The organism is Protofrankia sp. Cj3 (genome assembly GCF_917627355.1).
Lineage (GTDB): Bacteria > Actinomycetota > Actinomycetes > Frankiales > Frankiaceae > Protofrankia.
Genome location: NZ_CAKJTR010000086.1, coordinates 1 through 20382, shown reverse-complemented (window position 1 = coordinate 20382; position 20382 = coordinate 1). Strand labels below are relative to the sequence as shown.

Annotated in this window: 19 protein-coding genes and 1 pseudogene; 16 read left to right on the top strand and 4 right to left on the bottom strand. The window is 66.6% G+C overall.

The genetic code is table 11. The features are described from left to right. Positions 1 to 206: 206 nt before the first annotated feature. On the top strand, positions 207 to 983 hold the full coding sequence (locus tag MJ783_RS13370) for a YcnI family protein (RefSeq protein WP_239310755.1): 777 nt from the start codon (positions 207 to 209) through the stop codon (positions 981 to 983). A 99-nt stretch (positions 984 to 1082) separates the two neighbouring features. Here the strand turns inward: MJ783_RS13370 and MJ783_RS23690 are convergent. After that, positions 1083 to 1298: pseudogene (locus tag MJ783_RS23690) on the bottom strand (transposase); the annotation flags it as partial. A gap of 264 nt (positions 1299 to 1562) precedes the next feature. Here MJ783_RS23690 and MJ783_RS13365 point away from each other — a divergent pair. From MJ783_RS13365 to MJ783_RS13350, 4 genes are all read left to right on the top strand, one after another. Further along, positions 1563 to 1820 carry a hypothetical protein gene (locus tag MJ783_RS13365; protein WP_239310754.1) on the top strand — a complete coding sequence of 86 codons (258 nt, stop codon included), beginning with the start codon at positions 1563 to 1565 and terminating at the stop codon, positions 1818 to 1820. Continuing rightward, the gene (locus MJ783_RS13360; RefSeq protein WP_239310753.1) at positions 1817 to 2197 is read left to right on the top strand and encodes a hypothetical protein; all 381 of its coding nucleotides are present in this window, start codon (positions 1817 to 1819) and stop codon (positions 2195 to 2197) included. The genes MJ783_RS13365 and MJ783_RS13360 overlap by 4 nt, the downstream gene beginning before the upstream one ends. A gap of 21 nt (positions 2198 to 2218) precedes the next feature. Continuing rightward, entirely contained in the window at positions 2219 to 2323 is a 105-nt protein-coding gene (locus tag MJ783_RS13355) for a YibE/F family protein (RefSeq protein ID WP_239310752.1), read from the top strand. 508 nt (positions 2324 to 2831) lie between these two features. Next, entirely contained in the window at positions 2832 to 3125 is a 294-nt protein-coding gene (locus tag MJ783_RS13350; protein WP_370651617.1) for a hypothetical protein, read from the top strand. Here the strand turns inward: MJ783_RS13350 and MJ783_RS13345 are convergent. Next, positions 3112 to 3504, bottom strand: a complete 393-nt coding sequence (locus MJ783_RS13345) for a type II toxin-antitoxin system VapB family antitoxin (protein ID WP_239310750.1) — start codon at positions 3502 to 3504, stop codon at positions 3112 to 3114. The genes MJ783_RS13350 and MJ783_RS13345 overlap by 14 nt on opposite strands. Before the next feature lie 424 nt (positions 3505 to 3928). On the opposite strand from MJ783_RS13345, the gene MJ783_RS13340 reads away from it, so the two are divergent. The 7 genes from MJ783_RS13340 to MJ783_RS13310 all read left to right on the top strand — a co-directional run bounded on the left by MJ783_RS13340 (position 3929) and on the right by MJ783_RS13310 (position 12033). Further along, a complete protein-coding gene (locus MJ783_RS13340; protein WP_239310749.1) occupies positions 3929 to 4507 on the top strand; it encodes a hypothetical protein in 579 nt (192 codons plus the stop codon). Next, positions 4488 to 5153 carry an OmpA family protein gene (locus MJ783_RS13335; RefSeq protein ID WP_239310748.1) on the top strand — a complete coding sequence of 222 codons (666 nt, stop codon included), beginning with the start codon at positions 4488 to 4490 and terminating at the stop codon, positions 5151 to 5153. Before MJ783_RS13340 ends, MJ783_RS13335 begins: the two co-directional genes overlap by 20 nt. A gap of 164 nt (positions 5154 to 5317) precedes the next feature. Next, on the top strand, positions 5318 to 7873 hold the full coding sequence (locus tag MJ783_RS13330) for a TIR domain-containing protein (RefSeq protein ID WP_239310747.1): 2556 nt from the start codon (positions 5318 to 5320) through the stop codon (positions 7871 to 7873). Between the two features lie 114 nt (positions 7874 to 7987). Continuing rightward, entirely contained in the window at positions 7988 to 8845 is an 858-nt protein-coding gene (locus MJ783_RS13325) for a metal ABC transporter ATP-binding protein (RefSeq protein WP_239310746.1), read from the top strand. A gap of 233 nt (positions 8846 to 9078) precedes the next feature. Next, positions 9079 to 10017 (top strand): DUF2637 domain-containing protein, encoded by a 939-nt coding sequence (locus MJ783_RS13320; RefSeq protein ID WP_239310745.1) that lies wholly within the window; start codon positions 9079 to 9081, stop codon positions 10015 to 10017. A 122-nt stretch (positions 10018 to 10139) separates the two neighbouring features. Next, on the top strand, positions 10140 to 11354 hold the full coding sequence (locus tag MJ783_RS13315) for a pyridoxal phosphate-dependent aminotransferase (RefSeq protein ID WP_239310744.1): 1215 nt from the start codon (positions 10140 to 10142) through the stop codon (positions 11352 to 11354). A gap of 202 nt (positions 11355 to 11556) precedes the next feature. After that, complete coding sequence (locus tag MJ783_RS13310) at positions 11557 to 12033, top strand: Fur family transcriptional regulator (RefSeq protein ID WP_255720144.1); 477 nt, start codon at positions 11557 to 11559, stop codon at positions 12031 to 12033. A gap of 78 nt (positions 12034 to 12111) precedes the next feature. Here MJ783_RS13310 and MJ783_RS13305 read toward each other — a convergent pair whose 3' ends face one another. Continuing rightward, positions 12112 to 13020: an LLM class F420-dependent oxidoreductase gene (locus tag MJ783_RS13305; protein WP_239310757.1), complete on the bottom strand. Its 909-nt coding sequence runs from the start codon at positions 13018 to 13020 to the stop codon at positions 12112 to 12114. Positions 13021 to 13272: 252 nt separating this feature from the next. On the opposite strand from MJ783_RS13305, the gene MJ783_RS13300 reads away from it, so the two are divergent. The 4 genes from MJ783_RS13300 (at position 13273) to MJ783_RS13285 (ending at position 17541) form a co-directional block, all read left to right on the top strand. Continuing rightward, a complete protein-coding gene (locus MJ783_RS13300) occupies positions 13273 to 14607 on the top strand; it encodes a thiamine pyrophosphate-dependent enzyme (RefSeq protein WP_239310743.1) in 1335 nt (444 codons plus the stop codon). A gap of 2 nt (positions 14608 to 14609) precedes the next feature. After that, positions 14610 to 15596, top strand: coding sequence for an alpha-ketoacid dehydrogenase subunit beta (locus MJ783_RS13295; protein WP_255720145.1), 987 nt, complete (start codon positions 14610 to 14612; stop codon positions 15594 to 15596). A gap of 109 nt (positions 15597 to 15705) precedes the next feature. Next, positions 15706 to 17070 carry a dihydrolipoamide acetyltransferase family protein gene (locus MJ783_RS13290; protein WP_239310742.1) on the top strand — a complete coding sequence of 455 codons (1365 nt, stop codon included), beginning with the start codon at positions 15706 to 15708 and terminating at the stop codon, positions 17068 to 17070. A gap of 234 nt (positions 17071 to 17304) precedes the next feature. Next, positions 17305 to 17541, top strand: a complete 237-nt coding sequence (locus MJ783_RS13285; protein ID WP_239310741.1) for a hypothetical protein — start codon at positions 17305 to 17307, stop codon at positions 17539 to 17541. Between the two features lie 264 nt (positions 17542 to 17805). On the opposite strand, the gene MJ783_RS13280 is transcribed toward MJ783_RS13285, so the two are convergent. Beyond that, positions 17806 to 19644 carry an acyl-CoA dehydrogenase gene (locus MJ783_RS13280; RefSeq protein ID WP_239310740.1) on the bottom strand — a complete coding sequence of 613 codons (1839 nt, stop codon included), beginning with the start codon at positions 19642 to 19644 and terminating at the stop codon, positions 17806 to 17808. Between the last annotated feature and the right edge of the window lie 738 nt (positions 19645 to 20382).

The following is a 20382-nucleotide window of genomic DNA, read 5'->3' as shown; positions in this document are numbered from 1 at the left end:
CTGATCTGGAACGCGACGAGCGTTCCACGGGGTGATCTCCGCGTGGGACGGCGCGATCGACGGAACAAAAGTCCCAAAAGTGTGGATTCAGGCGAGCAATGATCACCGCCATCCTGGCAAGCGGTGACTCGCCGATCGCTCCTGCCGCACTTCTTGTGCGCCCAGCACAATTTCCTTTGTGATCAATTTTCCTCGAGAGGATCAGCATGTCCCGTACGACCCGTGGCGCCGCCGTACTCGGCGCCGCCCTCACCGGCGTGATCGCCTTCGCGCTGCCGGCCTCGGCTCATGTCACCGTGCGGCCGACAACAGCCGTCACTGGTACCGACACGACACTCACCTTCGAGGTCCCGACGGAGCGGGACGACGCTGCCACAACCAAAATCGATGTTCAGTTCCCCGCCGATGCCCCGATCGCGTCGGTGCTGGTCGAGAACATCCCCGGCTGGACCCACGAAATCAGGAAAACCAAACTGGACAAGCCGATCACTACGGATGACGGCACCGTCTCCGAGGGGGTCAGTGAGATCATTTGGACCGCTTCATCGGCCGACACAGCCATCAAGTCGGGCGAGTTCGCCCAGTTCGTCATCTCGGCCGGGCCATTGCCGGACAAGGCCGGCACACTCGCGTTCAAGACTCTGCAGACCTACAGCGACGGCCAGGTCGTGCGATGGATCGACGTCGCGCAGCCTGGACAGGCCGAGCCCGAGCACCCGGCACCGACGCTGACCATCACCGCGGCGAGCACCGACAGCACCGACACGCACGGCGGTTCAGGAACCGCCGCAGCCGCCGCCAGCACGCCGAACAACACGGGGGCGACCAGCGGCGTGACGGTGCAGACCGCTTCCCAAAGCGCCGACAGCAGCGACGGAACAGCTCGAGGGCTGGGTATCGCGGGCCTGATCGCCGGGATCGCCGGGATCGGATTCGGCGCTTTCGCCCTGCTGGCCAGTCGCCGTCGAAACGGCACGCACTAGGCAGTGTTTCCTTGACCATGCGATAGCTAAAAGTGGCAAGTAGATTTCCCTGAGCGGAAGATCCACATGATCTGGCGGACGAGGATTGCACACCGTTCGCCACGGTGGGAACTCCACGGGGAGCTGTCGCCAAGTCAAGCCACCCCGCACCAGATAGAAGATCGCGTCCAGGACACGCCGTCGAGCGTGCTTCGCGGGCCGGCCGCCCTTCCCCGCCCGGTTACCCGGCGCGGGCAGGAGCGGTTCGAGCACCCTCCACTGCGCATCCGTGATCGTCGAGGACGGGTAGAAACCGTCGTGTGGTGCTACGGCCATCGACTGGCGGGATTCGGGGTGGGCGGGGCAGGACACACACGTGCACGCAGACGATACTGGCGCTCGGGCTCCTGGTAGGGCGGTTGGATTCGACACCCGCGCTTTACCAGGAGTCCGCTGCCGTGTGGGGGTGCCACTGCTCGGGCACTCCCCCGCCGCATCCTGAACACAGTGCGGGGGGATGAGATGACGGGCAGCCTGCGGCATCTGCCAGGGTACGTTCACGTACCCGTATTCTGCTGGGTGGGTGAAAGGAGGCTGTCCATGACGGATGCGAATGTGCGGATTCCGGCGGAGGCGCGGGATCGGTTGGCGGCGGTGGCGGCTGCGGAAGGGTTGTCGTTGCGGGCGTATCTGGCGCGGTTGGCGAGCACGCTGCTGACGCCTGCGGAGCGGGCTGAGCGTGCGGAGCGGGCGCGGGCGGTGCTGCGGGAGTGGAGTGGTTACGACCCGACGGAGGAGGAGGCCACGCAGGCCCGGGAGGAGTTGGACCGGCGGCTGGCGCGGGCGTTGGGGCGGTGAGCGACGCGCTGCATGTGGTGCTGGATGACACGGCGATGCTCTCGGCCGGGCACGGCAACCGGCTGGCCTCCGAGCTGATTCACCTTGCCCACACCGAGCCGGGCCATTTTCTGTACGCGCCGGCGTGTGCGCTGGTGGAGGCGGACCGGGCCCGGCCGGGCACCGCCGAGCACATCGCCGCGCTGCCGGCGGTGACCATCGTGGAGTTGGACCTGGCGGCCGCGCTCGCAGTGGCCCGCGATACCGGCTGGGCGCCGGCGCACGTCCGCTATGCGGCCGAGCCCACCCCGGAACGTCCCGCGGGTGCGGTGATCGCGACGGTGGCACCGGACCGGTGGGTGGGTCAGCCGGTGCGCCTGTTGGACCTCAGCCCGTGAGCTGGTCCGGCGTCCCCAGGGATGCCGGACCAGCCTGGCACGCAGGGCGGCATCGGCCTGGTGCTGTCGGTACCGATCACCACAGGTGTCGCCGTGCTGGTCGCCGCCTACCGGCCGCACAGCTGACGATCCGCTGGCCGCGTGGCGCGCCGGGCGGCCGGTTGCCGCGGAACACGGCTAAATGCCCCTATGGTGTGTTCGGGCCGGGCGAATTCCCGGGGGACCGGCCGGCCAATACGATCATGGTTGGACAGAAGCGGGCAGTGGCGCACGGTGGTCGGGGCCGCAGGACGTCTCCCATCGGATGGTCGGACAATTCGCCCAGGAACGCTACCAAGAGCGACCAGCGACAGGGGCGCGGATCAAGGAGTGGGGTTGGGGTACGTGCACCGCGAGACGAAGGAGGCATGCGCCATGGTGGCCGGCGACCGACGAGCCGGGGTACCCGTGCGTCGCGCGGCGATGGACGGGGAGTGATGACGCCAGGGGCATGCCCCAGCCCCGCGACGCCGCGTCCCCCGCGGCCAGGCGCTCTAAAGATCGTCTGGCCGCATTCCAGAGTCCTTGTCCCGTGAGCCCTGTTCTCGCTTCAAGCCGAACCGGGAACTTTGTCCGTTCGCTGCTGGTCATTTTCATGATCACTTTATTGTTCCGGGAGATGTACCTGCTGTGGTTCTTCCATACCGCGGCGTGGACGAGCCGCCCGAGAGAGATCCGCTGGTGCGGATCATGGTATGAACTCAGTGACGAACAGGACCGCACCCAGGCGGACGCTCGCAAACTCGCTGGCGGCGCCCTCACCCAGATCGGACGTTTGCCGGTCTGGCGGCCGATCGTTGCCTACAAGCCCGCGCACGACTGCCCGGAGCACATCTTCGGAAAAGTCGGCACAGACCGTTACACGACCTATCTGATCAGCGGGAACTGACACCAAGCCACGGGCCGACCCTGGTTGCCGCGCCGCCGAACGCCGTGTCAGCCCCGGTGGACCCAGCCGTGTCCACGGTCCGGTTCGGCTGGAGCACATGCACACGAGCGTGGATGGAGTTGCGCTGCTGCAACGCCGCACGAACGGCACGGTGGAGGCCGTCCTCCAGATAGAGCGCGTCGTCCCACTCCACAACATGCGGGAACAGGTCCCCGTAGAAGGTCGAATCCTCGTCGAGGAGGACGTCAAGCGCGAGCACCCGCTTGGTTGTGATCAGTTGGTCCAACCTGACCTGGCGCGGGGGGATCGCGGCCCATTCCCGCTGGCTCAGGCCATGGTCAGGATACGGGCGTCCGTCACCCACATATCTGAAGATCAACTAACACCTCCTGGATGAGGGAGCACCTTCGCGGAACACCTGACAGCCTAGAATCCTCCGCCAGCCCAGCGGATCGCTACCACACTCCACGCCGGTTGCTCATGTGTTGTTTCGGATCTACAAAGACACTAAAAATAGACATTTTCAACAAGAAACACAATCAAACAATACTCGTCAGACGACTCGAACAACGTCGATCAAGAAACTTCCGTGGCGTGGATTGGCGGGACGGAACCCAGGCAAGCAGGCCTAGCTGCCCATACATAAAATCATCGAGTTTGTCAATATGACATTTTTGAAACCGCCACCTGTGAGCATCACGCACACATCCACCGAATCGGGAACTCCGGACCAGCCTCCATCCGCATAATCGGGACCGCGCACCGTCATCACACTCATGCGGGAGGTCCAGATGTTCCGCAGGATGAGAACCCGCCTGATTCTGCGCACAGCCACGCTTGGCGCGATCGTGCTGGTCAGCGCCGGCTGCTCCGGCGGCTCGAACAAGGCTTCGCCGCCGGCCCACGCATCGGCCACCACGGTGACCACGCCGCGGGCCGGTACGACCGGGGCCGGCCAGGGCGCCGCGGATGGCGCTGTCGCCTCCCGAACGGCCAGCTTCCGCGCTCCGGGTGGAGGTTCCGGAACCGTCGAGGTCGGTTTCATCAGCCTGAAGGTGGACGGGCGGCTGGCGACGCTGACCGTTGTGTGGACACCGAGGTATAGTGATCTCCCACGCGACAAGGAGATCTCGGTTTTCGACATGTTCGCCGCGCATAGCCCGGCCATCGCTCTTGTCGACAGCACCAATCTGAAGCGTTACGTGGTCGTCCAGGACAGCCGCAACACTGAACTCGGCGCGAGCGGCCCGCGGACGAAGACTGTCAACAACACCCCGGTCAGCGCCTCGTACACGTTCGCGGCGCCGCCTGAGGACGTGCGGACCGTCGACGTCTATGCCGACGATCGGCTGTTGTTCGACGATGCTCCGGTCAGCCGATAGCCCGGGTGGCCGAAGCGGCGGCGCACGACGTCGGCGCCCGGCCACCGCGATCTCCATCGTCACGGTTGCCGTCGTCACGGTTGTCGCCTTGGTCGCCGGCGCCGTTCTCTGGGCCGACGAACCGAACGCCTGGGCCGCGTCGGAGCCGCCCGCGCCCTCGGCCACAGTCAGCGATCAGGCTATCGCCGCCTCGATCCAGCGAATTGAGGTGGCGGACGCGGTCCGTCCCATCGAGGTCGACACAGCTGTTGTCCCGCTGCGCACCGAGCGGCGGGACGCCTCCGGTGTGGCCGTGACCATCAGCTCGGACGTGTTGTTCGCCTTCGACTCCGCCGATCTGACCGAGACGGCCCGCGAGCACCTCGCGGACATAGCGGCGGGGATCGGCGGCGCCAGGGGGACCGTCGCGGTCAACGGCTACACCGACAGCACCGGCACACCCGCATACAACGTGATCCTCTCCCAACGACGGGCGAACGCCGTCGCGGACCTGCTGCGCCCAAGAGCCCCACACGACGTGCTGGTCTCCGCGACCGGCCAGGGTTCCGCCAGCCCCGTCGCCGCGAACACCAATCCGGACGGTTCGGACAACAGCGCCGGCCGCGCCCAGAACCGCCGCGTCACCATCACCTACCGCACCTCATGACCGGTGTTGGGCCACAACCTGATGCTGGGCCATGACCGACCGATGCCGGCCATCCTCCTCCGCGGAGCACACCATCTGGGTGTCATCTACACGTCCGACACCCACAGTCACGATCCGCCCGGTTACTATCAGCGCCACGGTTCGCACTCACCGAGGCAGGTCCCGTGGCACACTACGACGTCTTCCTCAGCTGCGCGCCGCAGGACGCCGGCTGGGGAACGAAGATCAGGGATGCGCTCCGGGCAAAGGGATACCAGGTTGTTCCCGCCGACGGACCATATCCACCGATCGTACCGTCGGAAGGACCTCCCCCGGCGCCGGAATCGGCCGACGTCCTGATCGTCGTGGTCTCACCCTCCTATTTCCGATCGAGTAGCATCCCCCGATTACTGCGGACGTTCCTCGAATCACGTAGACCCGTACTACCCGTCATCGTCAGAGAAACCGGACTGCCATCCGAGCTGCGAAATATACCGGCCCTGGATCTGACCGCCGTCTACCCCGAAGAAATCGATGACGCCGTCGCGGCGGTCGTACGGACCTACACAAGAACACGACAACATGCTCTCATGGAACGACTGCCGGATGTCCTGAGGGCGAACGAGGACCCATCAGCGGCGAGTGCTGCCCACGGACGCAAGATCTTCGTCATCCACGCTCACGACTCGGACGACGCCAGGGAAATCTGGAGCGCCTTCATGCTTCGCCGCGAAACGCGGCTGGAACCGATTCTATGGCAGATCGACGCGCTGCTCGATAATCCCGTTGGGCATGGGCAGACCAGCAGCGGAAACGGTATCGACAATCAGGTACTGCCAGCCGAGAACGGCGACGTGGTCCTGTTGCTGATAAGCCGTGGGCTGCTTCGTTCCCAGTTCCTGGAATCCGTCGCGGTCGAGAAGCTGCTGGCCGAACAAAGCGCCGGCCGTCTGATCGTGATACCGGTGATCACCCATCCGATTACCTGGCAGCGGACCCAGCTCCGGGATCTCACTCCACTGCCGAGCGGTGGCGTGCCCATCAGCGAATGGGAGAGCCGGGACGCCGCGATCGCGAGTGTCGTCGAGGGCGTCTGGCTCGCCATCGACGAGGCCACCCGGAACACCTGGGAAGCCAGGTCCGGACCTCCGGGCGGCGCTTACCCAGCTGGCCGATATACAACGCCCCCGGCACCACTGATCCTGGGAGACAACACACCCTACGGCACCGATCCGGCGGCGTCCACAGAGGTCTTCGACCTCAACGACGTCTTCAAGCGCAGCGGTGTGCCGTCACTGACCTTTGTCGAGCCGCCGGAGTTCTTCCGGCTCATCATGGCGTTGCGCACCACCGGCCGGGGCATCGTCGTCGAAGGGCCGTCCGGTATCGGCAAGACGACGCTGCTCAAGAAGGCGCTGGAACGGGCCGGGCCCTCGCTGGGACAGGTCCAGATGCTCAGTGCCCGCAAACCAGCCGACCGCCCGGCGATCGAGCGGCTCCCGGAGCACCATGTCGGCACGGTTGCCGTCGACGACTTCCACCGGCTGCCCGCGGAGCTGCGGGAGAGGCTGCTCGACCACCTCAAGGTGCTCGCCGACGAAGAATCGGCGGCCAAGCTCCTCGTCGTGGGGATACCGGGTACCGGCGCGAGCCTGGTCGACCTGGGTTTCGACGTGGCCACCCGCATCGACGTCTTCCGGCTGTCCGCGGCCGGTCTGCGCACGGACGGCAACGCCCTCGTCCTCGACGTCATCGGCAAAGGCGAACAAGCGCTCAATCTGGTCTTCAAGGACCGTGCGCAGATCGTGCGGGCGGCGGCGGGGAGCCTGCTGACCGCGCAGATGCTGTGCTGGGAGCTGGCCGTTCTCCACGGTGTCGAGCGGACTCAGCCGTTCTCCGTGGAGATAGCCGGCGACGTCACCCGTGCGGAGACGAGGGTGATGCGTGATCTGGCCGCCAAGTACGACCCGGAGCTGGCCGGCTTCGCCGCGCTCGACGGACCCGCCGAAGCCACCTGCATCCATCTGCTTACCCAGCTGGGCCGCCATGATGACGGGGTCCTGCGCCTTGACGACCTGCGCGAGGACGTACGGGTGGACAACCCTGGCTTCGCGGCCGGGATCGACGCCTTCATCCGCAGCCACCCGGCCGGGCTGACCGGCTCCTCGGCCGCTATCGAGAAACATCTGCATTACGATCCACGGGCACGGATGATTATCGGCGAGGACCCTCAGCTACTTTTCTACCTACGGCGCCGCAGCGCCGAACAGCTCGCCGAGGTGGCTGGCAAGCGCCTGCCCCGGCCTCGCGACCAGGTTTTCGTCAGCTACAGCCACCGGGACGGGGCCTGGCTCGAGCGACTGGACACCCACCTGCGTCCACTCATCCGCGACGGAATGCTCGACCTGTGGGATGATCGGCGTATTCAGGCCGGAGACCGCTGGCTGACCGAGATCACTCAGGCCCTGGAACGGGCAAAAATTGCAATCCTTCTGGTCAGTGCCAATTTTCTCGCATCCGACTTCATTAATCACAAAGAAGTGCCGAAGCTGTTAGCGGCGGCGGACGCCGGTGGCTGTCGGATCATACCAGTAATCATTGGGGCGTGCTTATTCAGCGAGGACAAGCGGCTGAATATGTTCCAGGCGGCCAACCCTCCGGACAAGCCGTTGGACGCGCTGCCCAAGCATGCCGCTGACCGTTATCTGGTGGAGGTGGCGCGCCACTTTCTTCACCCATAGGTCGCGTCACCCGCCGGCCGAGCCAACCCGAACGGGTGATAGCGCCAGCACGGTCACAGCTCGTCATGCCTTGCACGCGCAACAGCCGTACCGTCTCGAAGCATGGCCGAGGTAATGCGGGGGCTGTCGGGCGACACCTACAACGTACCGAAGATAGTGAACATAACGGATGCATCGGACCAGCCCGGCGCGTCGATAGCAGGTGCCGCGGGCCCGGCCGTGCTCTTCGAGCGGGTCACGATCGCCGCCGGCCGGACACCGGTACTCACGAACGTCCACGGAACCGTCGAAACAGGCCATGCCGTCGCTATTATAGGCCCACGGCACGGTGGAAAATCAGTACTGCTCCAATCGATACTCGGGCTGGCACCGGTGATCAAAGGATCGGTCACCGTGCTCGGTCAGCCGCCGGGGCAGGCCCGCCGCCAGGTCGCGTACATCCCACCGGCCGACAGTTTTGACAGCAAAACTCGAGTCACCGTCATCCAGGTCGTACTCATGGGGCGCTACCGATGGATCGGATGGGTACGGCGCCCCACCCTCGCCGACCGGACGGTTGCCGCCCGCGCGCTGGCGAGAGTCGGGCTCGCCGACCGTTCCCGTGACCGTTTCGAGACGCTGTCCGGCACCCAGCGTCAACGGGTGATGCTCGCGCGCGCCATAGCCCAGCAGCCACGCATCCTCCTGCTCGACGAGCCGCTCACCGAGGTCGACGTGCCCAGCCAGGCAGCGCTGTTGGCCACCCTCGCAACGATGCGATCAGCCGGCGCCAGCGTCGTGATCTCAACCGACGATCTCGCCCTCGCGCATCTGGCCTGCGACGACGTGTTCCTGTTCAACCACCGTCAGATCGCTTTCGGGCCGACCGCGGCCGTCCTGACCCAGCATGCGCTCGATACCGCGTTCGGTGACAGCACCGACAGCACACTGGAATCATTGCGCGACGCAACAATCATGACCCAATACAGATAGCCCCTTCGCGGAGCCCTGAACAGCGAAAAACACCCTAACGTCATAGTTATGTTACCAACAGCAACAAGCACGCCGGAATTCGGTCGGGTTTCGGGGAGTCCGGCCGAATTCCGGCTGGGATGACGGGCATCATGGACGGCGCAGCCGGCGTGGGGAGTTGATCTGTTGTGATCGCGGGTCGTCCAGTGTCATCTGGTAGTCATCCAGGCGCATCCGCGGAGCGGGCCATCCGGATGGCGACGGTCGCGGCCGTCACCCTGGTCGCGGCGGTGGCAGCCTTCGTCTCCTACCGCCACATGCGTGGCGTCGCCATCGAGCACGGCGAGGACTCCATGACCGCGGCGGTGCTGCCGCTGAGCGTGGACGGGCTGATCGTCGCCGCCTCCATGAGCATGTGGGCGGACCGCCGTGCGGGCCGGCGCCGTTCCCAGCTGTCCTATGCCCTGCTCACTATGGGCGCATGCGCGTCGCTGGCGGCAAACGTCCTGCATGCCGACCCGAACCTGACAGCCAGGGCTATCGCGGCCTGGCCACCGTTGGCTCTGCTCGGTTCCTACGAACTGCTCATGCGTCAGATCCGCCCCGTGGGCCCGCTCCCCGACGCCCGCCGCCCGACCACCCACACGACCGATGTTCCGGTCGCGCCCGGTGAGAGGCTCAGCGGTACGGTCAGCATTCCCGCCCCGCGCACAGGGCAGCCCACGCTCGGGCGGTCACCACTGTTCCTGGCTCCCGTCCCAGTACAAACACCCGATCACGTCGAAGCCGTCGAAGATGTCGATCAGCCGGATCCAGCGGGCCCCCTGAATCCGGCTGATCCAGTCGACGGACGCCGTGCGACCGGGTACGAAGCGGTGGCGGAGGATGTGGACGATCTACCGGACACCGCGGCGGAACCGTCCGGCCAGGCATTCCCAGGGCTGGACACCGCCGGAAAACGGGACGCCATCATCCGCGCGCTGGAACAGAGCGACGGCTCGGCGGCACAGGCTGCCGCGCTGCTCGCCGCCCGCGGTATCAGTGTCAGCAAAAGCTGGGTCTACCAGGTCCGCAAGGACACCCGCTTCGCCGGTATCGACACCGGACCGCTGCCGATACCGTCCCGTCCTCCGGCCCGTCCGGCCCGTGGCCTGGGCCGCGGCCTCACCCCGACTTGGACCCGCACCCCCTGACTCTGGTCAGCACAACCAGCCACCGAACCAGGGCTCCCCGCGTGCCACGCCGAGGGGGTTGTACGGCGGATAGCCCGTCACGGGCGAGAAAACCCACTGGACGGCGCGCCTACCCTTGGCAGATGGAGTTCACCCAGTCCGACAAGCTCGCCGACGTCTGCTACGACGTCCGGGGTCCTGTTCTCGACCAGGCGACGCGGTTGGAAGCCGAGGGCCAACGCGTCCTGAAGCTGAACATCGGCAACCCCGCGCCGTTCGGGTTCGCCGCACCTCCGGCGATTCTTCAGGCGGTGGTGGACAGCCTCGCCGACGCACAGGGTTACAGCGATTCCAAGGGCCTGGCATCCGCACGGGCGGCCGTGGTTCGTTACACCACCGGTAAGGGCGTCGCCGGAATCGACATCGACGACGTGTACCTCGGCAACGGCGTCTCAGAACTGATCATGATGTCCTTGCAGGCGCTGCTCAACGACGGCGACGAGGTGCTGCTGCCGGCACCGGACTACCCGCTGTGGACCGCGGTCGTCAGTCTGTGCGGCGGCCGGCCCGTCCACTACATGTGCGACGAGTCCGCCGACTGGATGCCCGACCTCGACGACATCGCAAGCAAGGTCACCACCAGGACCCGGGCAATAGTGATCATTAATCCGAACAACCCGACCGGAGCGGTCTACAGCCGCGAGGCGCTGTCCAGCATCATCGAGATCGCCCGCCGGCACAACCTCATGATCTTCTCTGACGAGATCTACGACCGGATCCTCTATGACGACGCCGAGCACATCTCCACCGCGGCGCTCGCTCCGGACATCATGTGTGTCACGTTCAACGGGCTGTCAAAGGCGTATCGACTCGCCGGCTTCCGCTCCGGCTGGATGGTTGTCTCCGGTCCGCGCACGCATGCCACCAGCTACGTTGAAGGCCTCAACATCCTGGCGAACATGCGGCTGTGCGCCAACGTCCCGGGCCAATATGCCATGCGGGCCGCGCTTGCGGATGACAGCGGAGCCGGCGACCTCGTGTTGCCCGGCGGCCGGTTGCACGAGCAGCGCGACGTGGTGTGGAAACTTCTCAACGATATTCCGGGCATATCGTGCGTGAAGCCACGCGGCGCGCTGTACGCGTTCCCGCGTATCGATTCGGCCGTTCACCGGATCGTCAATGACGAGCGGCTCGTCCTAGACCTGCTGCTGACCGAAAAAATTCTGCTCGTGCAGGGCACCGGCTTCAACTGGCCCAGGCCCGATCATATCCGGATAGTCACCCTGCCCGGGGTGGATGACCTCACCGACGCGATCGGCCGTATCGGCAGGTTCCTCGAGACCTACACACAGAGCTGACGACAGGAGGATCCGTAATCGTCGAAACGATCGAGAGCGAAAATAACGAAAACCGTTATCAATATTTTTCGCACGGTCGACCGCATGCCAACGAGCGTGGCCCCTTTGCCGCCCCCCGGAGGAAGCCAGCGGTGAGAGAGTGAAGGCTGTGTCCAGTGCCGAATCCAGCCGATCCGCGCCGCCCCCGGCATCATCGCGAGCCGTGTCCGGGTCGACGCCTCCGCCCACATCCGCAGCGCCAGGGAGGTCGAGCGGTAACAGACGGTCCGCGCTCGGCCGGGGGACAGCCGTCCGGGCCACCCGCCAGGGCGATGCGGTCTCCACCGCGCTCGCCGAGATCGATGCCTTCACCAGCGCCCAGGACCTGCACGCGTACCTGCGCGACGGTGGTCAGGCCGTCGGCCTGACCACCGTGTACCGGCACCTGCAGGTCCTCGCTGACCGGGGTGAGGTGGACGTGCTGCGGCGTGACGACGGCGAGACCCTCTACCGCCGCTGCACCACTGACAATCACCACCATCACCTCGTGTGTCGTCGCTGCGGACGGACCGTCGAGGTCGAAGGACCGGAGATCGAGGTGTGGACGGACCACATCGCGACGGCGGCGGGCTTCACCGATGTGGCCCACACCCTGGAGATCTACGGGACCTGCGCCACCTGCGCGGTCAGTCCGGACTGACCGGACTGACCGGACTGACCGGACTGGGGCTACGCCAGCCTGGAACCGGGTGCGCCGGGAACTGTCCCCCGCGCATCCTCAGCCAAGGCTCAGCAAGGCCGGAGCGAGCTCACGCCACTGCCGGCGGGGCAGCCCGCGGCGGTCCGCATCAAGGACCTGGACGCACACATGATCGGCTCCGGCATCAAGATGTTCGCTGATCCGGCCGAGCAGGACGTCCGGATCACCCCACGGCACGATCGTGTCGACGAGCCGGTCGGAACCCGCGCCCACGAGGTCGTCGTCGGTGAAGCCGAAACGGCGCAGGTTGTTCGTGTAGTTCGGCAGCCGCAGATACGAACCCGTGTGCCGCCGCGCCAGCTCCCGCGCGCTCTCGGGATTCGTGTCGAGGACGAACGCCTGCTCTGGGACAAGCAGCTTGCCCGGCCCGAGGATCTTCCGTGCGCTTGCCGTGTGCTCCGGCGGCACGAAGTAGGTGTGCGCGCCGTCCGCCCGGACCCGTGCCAGCTCCAGCATCTTCGGGCCAAGCGCGGCCAGGACCCGCGTCGAGGAGGCCGGTGGCACTGCCCGGTACTGCTCCCGAGCCGCCCGATCCATCTCGTCGAGGTATGCCCGCAGCTGCGTCAACGGCTTGGTGTAGGCAACGCCGCGGATCTCCATCAGGGACGCGTGTGACACGCCGAGCCCGAGCAGGAACCGGTCTCCGAACGCCTCGGCGAGGGTCAGCTGCCCGGCCGCCATCGTCTGGGGATGCCGGGCGAAAATCTGCGCGATCCCGGTCGCGACCGTGAGCCGGGAGGTCGCCGCGAGCATCAGCGCGGCTGTCACCAGGACCTCCCGGCCCTTGACCTCACCAGTCCAGACCGCCCGGTAGCCCAGCTCGTCGAGTTCGGCCACGGCCGCCCGGACAACCGAAGCCGGGGAGAAGTCGAACTGGCCGCTCCAGATCCCGACCCGACCGAGGTCACAACGGACGGGCGGGCGCACGGTGTCGGCAGTGTCGGCGCTGGCGGTGTCGGCGCCGCTCGCGGACGTCGGGGCAGTTGTCACCGCACCACGCTATCGGGACGCGCCAACCACGGCAGACAGCCGGAAGCCGTGTCCGGGGTTGCTCGCCACCATGGGACGACTATCGTCAGCTCCGCGGTGAACGGTCCCGCTGACCGCGGCGACCGGCTGCCCCAACCGGCGGCTGCGACCGACGATCTCGGGGACGGCCGAGGATGACCGGAGGACACTATGTCCGTTCCTGACACAGACGGGCCGAACGGCGCCGTCACACCCGTCCCGCGTGATCCCCGGGATTCACGTGAATCACCAGGATCACGTGAATCCCGGGACGGCAGCCCGGAGCCGGTACGGCTGCTCACGCCGGGCGGTGAGCGGCTGCCCGACCAGACCTACGATCCCTACCTGTCTGACCTCACCGGCGCTGATCTGTACGGGCTCCTACGCGACATGGTGATCGCGCGCCGCTTCGACGAGGAGGCAACCGCTCTCCAGCGCCAGGGTGAGCTTGGCCTGTGGGCCAGCCTGCGCGGCCAGGAAGCCGCCCAGGTCGGCTCCGCCCGGGCGCTGCGTGCCGACGACATGGTCTTCCCGTCCTACCGGGAGCACGCGGTGGCCTGGTGCCGTGGCGTCGACCCGCTGGACATCCTCAGCCTGTTCCGTGGGGTCACCCACGGAGGATGGGACGCGGACGAACACGGGTTCCAGTGCTACGCGATCGTGGTCGGCTCGCAGACCCTGCACGCCACCGGTTACGCGATGGGCATCTCCCGCGATCATGCGGTGGGTGCGGGTAGTAACGGCCACCGCATGCCGGCCACGCTGGTCTACTTCGGAGACGGAGCATCCAGCCAGGGCGACGTCAACGAGGCGCTCAACTGGGCGGGTGTCTTCGAAGCTCCGGTGGTGTTCTTCTGCCAGAACAACCAGTGGGCGATATCCGCGCCGGCCCGGCGGCAGACCAGGGTGCCGATCTACCAGCGGGCGTCAGGTTTCGGTATTCAGGGGATCCAGGTGGACGGCAACGACGTGCTGGCGACGCTCGCGGTAACCCGCTGGGCGCTGGAGTCGGCCCGCCAGGGACGCGCGACGCTGGTGGAAGCGGTGACCTACCGGATGGGTGCCCACACCACCGCTGACGATCCGTCCCGGTACCGCCATGCCGAGGAACTGGCCTACTGGGGAGAGCATGACCCGCTGCAACGGATGACCGCCTATCTGCGCGCCGGTGGGCTCCTGGATGACCATGCGGCAGCCGCTCTCGACGCCGAGGCCGACGCCCTCGCGGCCACGTTGCGTGAACGTTGTCTGAGCCTGCCCGACCCGTCCCCGCGCAGCATGTTCGAGCACGTGTACGTGGACGAGCCCAGAACCCTGGCAGCCATGCGGGACGCCTGGCCGGCAGCGGTACCGGCGGAACCGGCTGATCCGGAACCGGCCGGACCAGCGGCCTGGAACACCCGCCCGCCCCTGACGCGGGTCACCCAGATCGCGGCCACCGCGGGCGTGACCGCCGGAATGCCGGCCGCACCGGGCCCAGCCCGCCAGCCACGAAAGGCTGTCTGACGGTGCGCTCGACACTGACGCTGGCCAAGGCCCTCAACACCGGTCTGCGCACGGCCATGGCCGCCGATGAGAAGGTCGTTGTGATGGGCGAGGATGTCGGCAGGCTCGGCGGCGTCTTCCGGATCACCGAAGGGCTGCTCGCGGACTTCGGCGAGGCTCGCGTCATCGACACCCCGCTGGCCGAGTCCGCGATCATCGGCACCGCGATCGGGCTGGCGATGCGCGGGTTCCGGCCGGTGTGCGAGATCCAGTTTGACGGCTTCGCCTACCCGGCCTTCAACCAGATCGTCACTCAGCTGGCGAAAATCCATTACCGGAGCCAAGGGCGGGTCCGCTTGCCGGTGACGGTTCGCATCCCGTTCGGTGGTGGCATCGGCGCTGTGGAACACCACAGTGAGTCGCCAGAGGCATACTTCTGCCATACCGCGGGCCTGAAAGTCGTGGCCTGCGCCAGCCCGGCCGATGCCCACACGATGATCCGGCAAGCGGTCGCGGCCGATGACCCAATAATCTTTTTCGAACCCAAGCGCCGGTACTGGGACAAGGGGGAGGTCGAGACCGACGAACCACTCGCCAACGCAACGCCGCTGCACGCCAGCCGGGTTGTCCGGACCGGGGGCGACGCGACACTCGTCGCCTACGGCCCGATGGTACGGACCTGCCTGGACGCAGCCGCCGTCATGGCGGACGAGGGGCGCGAGCTCGAGGTCATCGACCTGCGCACCCTTTCCCCGCTGGAGCTGTCCCCAGTGTTCGCGTCCGTTCGCCGCACCGGCCGGTGCGTGGTCGTGCACGAGGCGCCGTCGAACGTGTCCCTGTCCGCGGAGATCGCGGCCCGGGTGACCGAGGCGGCGTTCTACTCCTTGGAGGCTCCGGTGCTACGTGTCACCGGCTATGACATCCCATACCCGCCGTCCAGGCTGGAAGAACACCACCTGCCGGATGTCGACCGGATCCTGGACGCCGTCGACCGTTCCTTCCAGTACTGACGACCGGTGCTGGCCGATCTGTCGAGCCAGCCCGTCGAAGCAGACCCGTCGAACCAGACCCGCGCGGCGCGCGCCAGGCCGCGAGCCGTCCGCCAGTTGGAGGTCACCTGTGCCGCGTGAACAGTTCCGCCTCCCTGACCTGGGCGAGGGCCTACCGGACGCCGAAATCGTCCGGTGGCTGGTGGCGGTGGGCGACCCTGTGACGATCAATCAGCCGATCGTCGAGGTGGAGACCGCCAAGGCACTGGTGGAGGTGCCTTCACCACTCACGGGTGTCCTCGTCGTTCGACACGCCGAACCCGGCGACACCGTCGAGGTGGGACGGCCGCTGATCACCGTCGACACCGATGCTACGGCAGCGGCGGACCTCGGTCCGGTCACCCGACCGGACCACGGAACGGACCACGGAACGGACCACGGAACGGACAGCCCGGCGGACGGGCGGACACCCGTGCTGGTCGGGTACGGCCCGCGCGCATCCGCTGGGCCGTCACACACCCGGCCCCGGCAGCGGACCGACGAGAACGGACAGAACAGGCAGCAGGAACGCAACAAACCGGACGGACCGGCAATCCGCCCAGACCACGCCGAGCACGCCGAGCGGCGATCCCAGCCTGGGGTACTGGCGAAACCACCAGTCCGCAAGCTCGCTCGCGATCTCGGCATCGACCTGTGGCGGATCGCCGGTACTGGGCCGCACGGAACGATCAGCCGGGCGGACGTCGAGGCGGCCCGGCTGCCTGCCCGTGAGGAGCCTGCCAGCCGCGTCCGCCGGATACCGGTGACCGGCGTCCGGCGCGCGACCGCGGCGGCAATGGTGACCAGCGCGTACACCGCGCCGCAGGTAACCGAGTTCGTCAGCGTCGATGTCACCGAGATGATGGCGGCTCGGGACCGGATTGCCGCCCTGCCCGAGTTCACGGGTGTGAAGGTGACCGCGCTGTTGTTTGTCGCACAGGCGCTGTTGACCGCGGTCCAGCGGCATCCAATGATCAATTCCAGCTGGGCGGAAGCGGTCGGTGACGCACCCGCGCAGATCCTCATCCATGAGGATGTCAACCTCGGGATCGCGGTGGCCTCGCCCCGAGGGCTCGTGGTGCCGAACATCCCGCGGGCGCAGGGGATGGGGCTCGTCGCGCTCGGGCACGCCCTGCATGAACTGACCACGGCTGCCCGCGCTGGAAAAATCACACCTGATTCGCTACGCGGCGGAACCATCACAATTACCAATATCGGCGTGTTCGGAATCGACATCGGAACGCCCATCCTCAACCCGCCGGAGGCCGCGATCCTCGCCCTTGGCGCCATCCGTCCGACGCCGTGGATACACAACGGAGAACTCGCCGTCCGGACGGTCGCGCAACTCGCCCTGACCTTCGACCACCGGATCGTCGACGGCGAGCTCGGCGCCAGGGTACTCGCGGACGTCGGCGCGATGCTCGCCGACCCAGCCGTGGCCCTGGCCTGGAGTTGACCAGTCTCCGCGGCACCCGCGGACCCGCGTTCTGGTGTCTGTGAGTAACGATTATGAGGCCATAGCGAGCACCCGCCGAGGTATCCACAAGACGGGACACAACAGACCAACCCGGGACATCAACCGGGACAAAGAGCACGGGATGGGGCGGACAACGGAGGAAGGAGCTCGCCTGGTACGGTTGCGCCTTGCTTACGGCTTCCGACACAGCTTCCGTACAAAGGGGTGAAACGCATGACGCGCGTGGAGGCACTGCAGGCCGCCGACGAATTTGTCGCCAAGGTCCTGACCTCCGCAGGCTCCAGCGGCCGTTTTAACGGACCTCTCAACCTCGCTGAACGCGTCGATCTGACGCTGCGGGTGGCGAGATTCCTGCTGGAGGGCCAGGGCACTTCCGAGGCCGACGACCTGCTCAAGCGGGACATGCGCAATGAGCTGGACCAGGCTTTCCCGCCGCTGCGTACGTCATGAAACGACCGGTGGTCCGAGGATCACCCCGCCGTGCCGCAACAGGCCGACAGCGGGTGAACGCGCGGCAGGCGTTCGGCCGCGTGCCGCTGCCGTCAGCTCCCGCGTGCCTCCGCCGGGCACGTCAGGGGCTGGGAGCCTGGTAGCGGCGGGCCGCCGGGGGCGCGATCCAGGCTCTGTCTCGCGCGCCCGACGGTTGCATGTGGTGACCATCGCCCCGCCCCGCCTCCGAACGACGCCTGAGCGGCGCCCGGTGTGGGGCAGCTGTCAGAACGCGTCCTCAGTCAGGTCCATCAAGTCAAGATCGGTAGCCTGGAGAACGCTGAGCCGAATCGACAGCTCGGGCAGCACGTTCGCGACGAACCACCGGGCTGTGGACACTTTGCCCTCGTAGAAGGCACGCTCCCTGGCTGCCGAGGCCTGTTGCGATCCGGTGAGCGCCGCTGTGGCCACCTCGGCCTGACGCAGCAGCAGCCAGCCGATCACAAGGTCGCCGACACTCATCAGCAGCCGCGTGGTGTTCAGACCCACCTTGTACACCTGCCTGGGATCCTGCGCGGTACCGGCGAGAAAACCGGTCAGCACATCGACCATGGACTGGACGTTCTCCAGCGCGGCAGCCAGGATCTCCCGTTCCCGGCGCAGTGCGCCGTCCCCCGCGCCGTCCTTGGCGAAGCTCTGGATCTCGGTGAACAACGCGCTGAGGGCCTGGCTGCGATCTCGCACGATCTTGCGGAAGAAGAAGTCCTGTCCCTGGATGGACGTGGTGCCCTCGTACAGGGTGTCAATCTTCGCGTCGCGGATGTACTGCTCGATCGGGTAATCCTGCAGGTAGCCAGAACCACCGAAAACCTGCAGGGACGTCGCCAGCAGTTCATAGGACCGCTCGGAGCCAACGCCCTTGACTATCGGCAGCAGCAGGTCGTTGAGCCGTCCGGCGAGGTCGTCCGGCGTGCCCGCGGCGTTCGCCACGGCAACCCTGTCCTGGACGGTGGCGGTGTACAGGACAAGCGCGCGCATGCCTTCCGCGTACGCCTTCTGCAACATGAGCATCCGCCGGACGTCCGGGTGATGAATGATCGTGACACGCTGTGCGGCCTTGTCCATGAGCTGCGTCAGATCAGCGCCCTGGACCCGGCTCCGCGCGAACTCCAGGGCGTTCAGATACCCCGTGGACAGTGTCGCGATGGCCTTGGTGCCCACCATCATGCGGGCGTACTCGATGACCTCGAACATCTGGGCGATGCCGTCGTGGACGTCCCCGACGAGCCAGCCGACCGCCGGGTGCTTCTCGCCGAAGCGCAGCTCACAGGTGGTGGATACCTTCAGCCCCATCTTCTTCTCGACGCCGGTGACGTAGACACCGTTGCGCTCGCCAGGTTCGCCGGTCACCGGGTCCACCAAGAACTTCGGGACCAGGAACATGGACAGTCCCTTGGTGCCCGGTCCGCTGCCCTCTGGCCGGGCAAGAGTGAGATGGAAGATGTTCTCCGGAACATCCCAGTCACCTGAAGTGATGAATCGTTTCACGCCCTCGATGTGCCAGGTGCCGTCGGCCTGTGCCAGCGCCCTGGTGCGGCCCGCACCCACGTCCGAACCCGCGTCGGGCTCGGTGAGCACCATCGTCCCGCCCCATTGCCGCTCGATTGCCTGGCGGGCGAACGTCCGCTGCGCGGCGTTGCCGAGCCCGTCGAGAATCCCGGCGAAGGTCGGACCGCTCATGTACATGAACGCTGCCGGGTTGGACCCGAGGATGAGCTCCGAAGCGGCCCAGACGACCGATGGCGGGGCACCCATACCGCCCAGGTGCGCCGGTACGAAAAGGCGCCACCACTCGCCGGCCATGAGGTCCACGTAGGACTTCTTGAACGCCTCTGGCAGCGTGACGGTGCCGGCGTCCGGGTCGAACACCGGTGGATTGCGGTCGGCCTCCGAGAAGGACTCGGCCAGCGGACCGGTAGCCAGCCTGTCGACCTCGACAAGCACGTCGTGGGCTGTCTGACGATCCATATCCGCGAACGGGCCGTGCTCCAGTGTCTGGTCCACGCCCAGTACCTCGAACAGGTTGAACTCGATGTCGCGGAGGTTGCTCTTGTAGTGCCCCATGGTGGTCTCCCCGGGAAGTGCCGGCTTCGGTTGTCACCGAGGGAACCGGCATGCTCCTACTGGCCAGTAACTAATACCCATGCTACTCGCTGGTAACCATCCATGGAACAAATACTGGAACAACGTGATAGCTGACAGAATGGCGCTAAAAAAGTTACTTTTAGTAATATTTGATCAATCTCCATGGCAGCATCCAACATTTTACTACTTTTCGCAAGCAAATGACTACCTAAAGTGCTGTCATTACGAAGCGTCGCTCCAGCGAGAGCTGCCATCAAGATCACGAATGCAGGCAACCAGACGCCCGTCCGCACCCTGGACGACCCCATCGCCATCAGTTCTGGCGTCGCACTCGGTACCCGGCACCGGCACAACCGGCCCCTGTGGCGGTGGCGGACTCGCCACCCCCCAACGCGGCTGGCCCGAATCCGCCTGTCCGCAGTAGAGAAGCAGCCCGTTCACGGCCTGCCGCGGAACGGAGTCGACGCTCGGAACACATGGTTCCCCGACGAACACAGCACGCATCCGCTCCGCTGGAACGGTCCGGGCTGGGACGTCCTGGCCTGGGCCTGGGGTGGCGGACCCTGGCGTACCCGGAGCGCCGCTGCCGGCTTCGCTCCCCACGTCGTTCGGGGATGTCCCGGGAACGGTCGCGGCACCCGGCCCCGCGGGATCCCCTGAGGTGGTCGGGCTGCCCCCAGACCGCGACGGATCGCTCTGGCCACCGGCGGGCGAGGC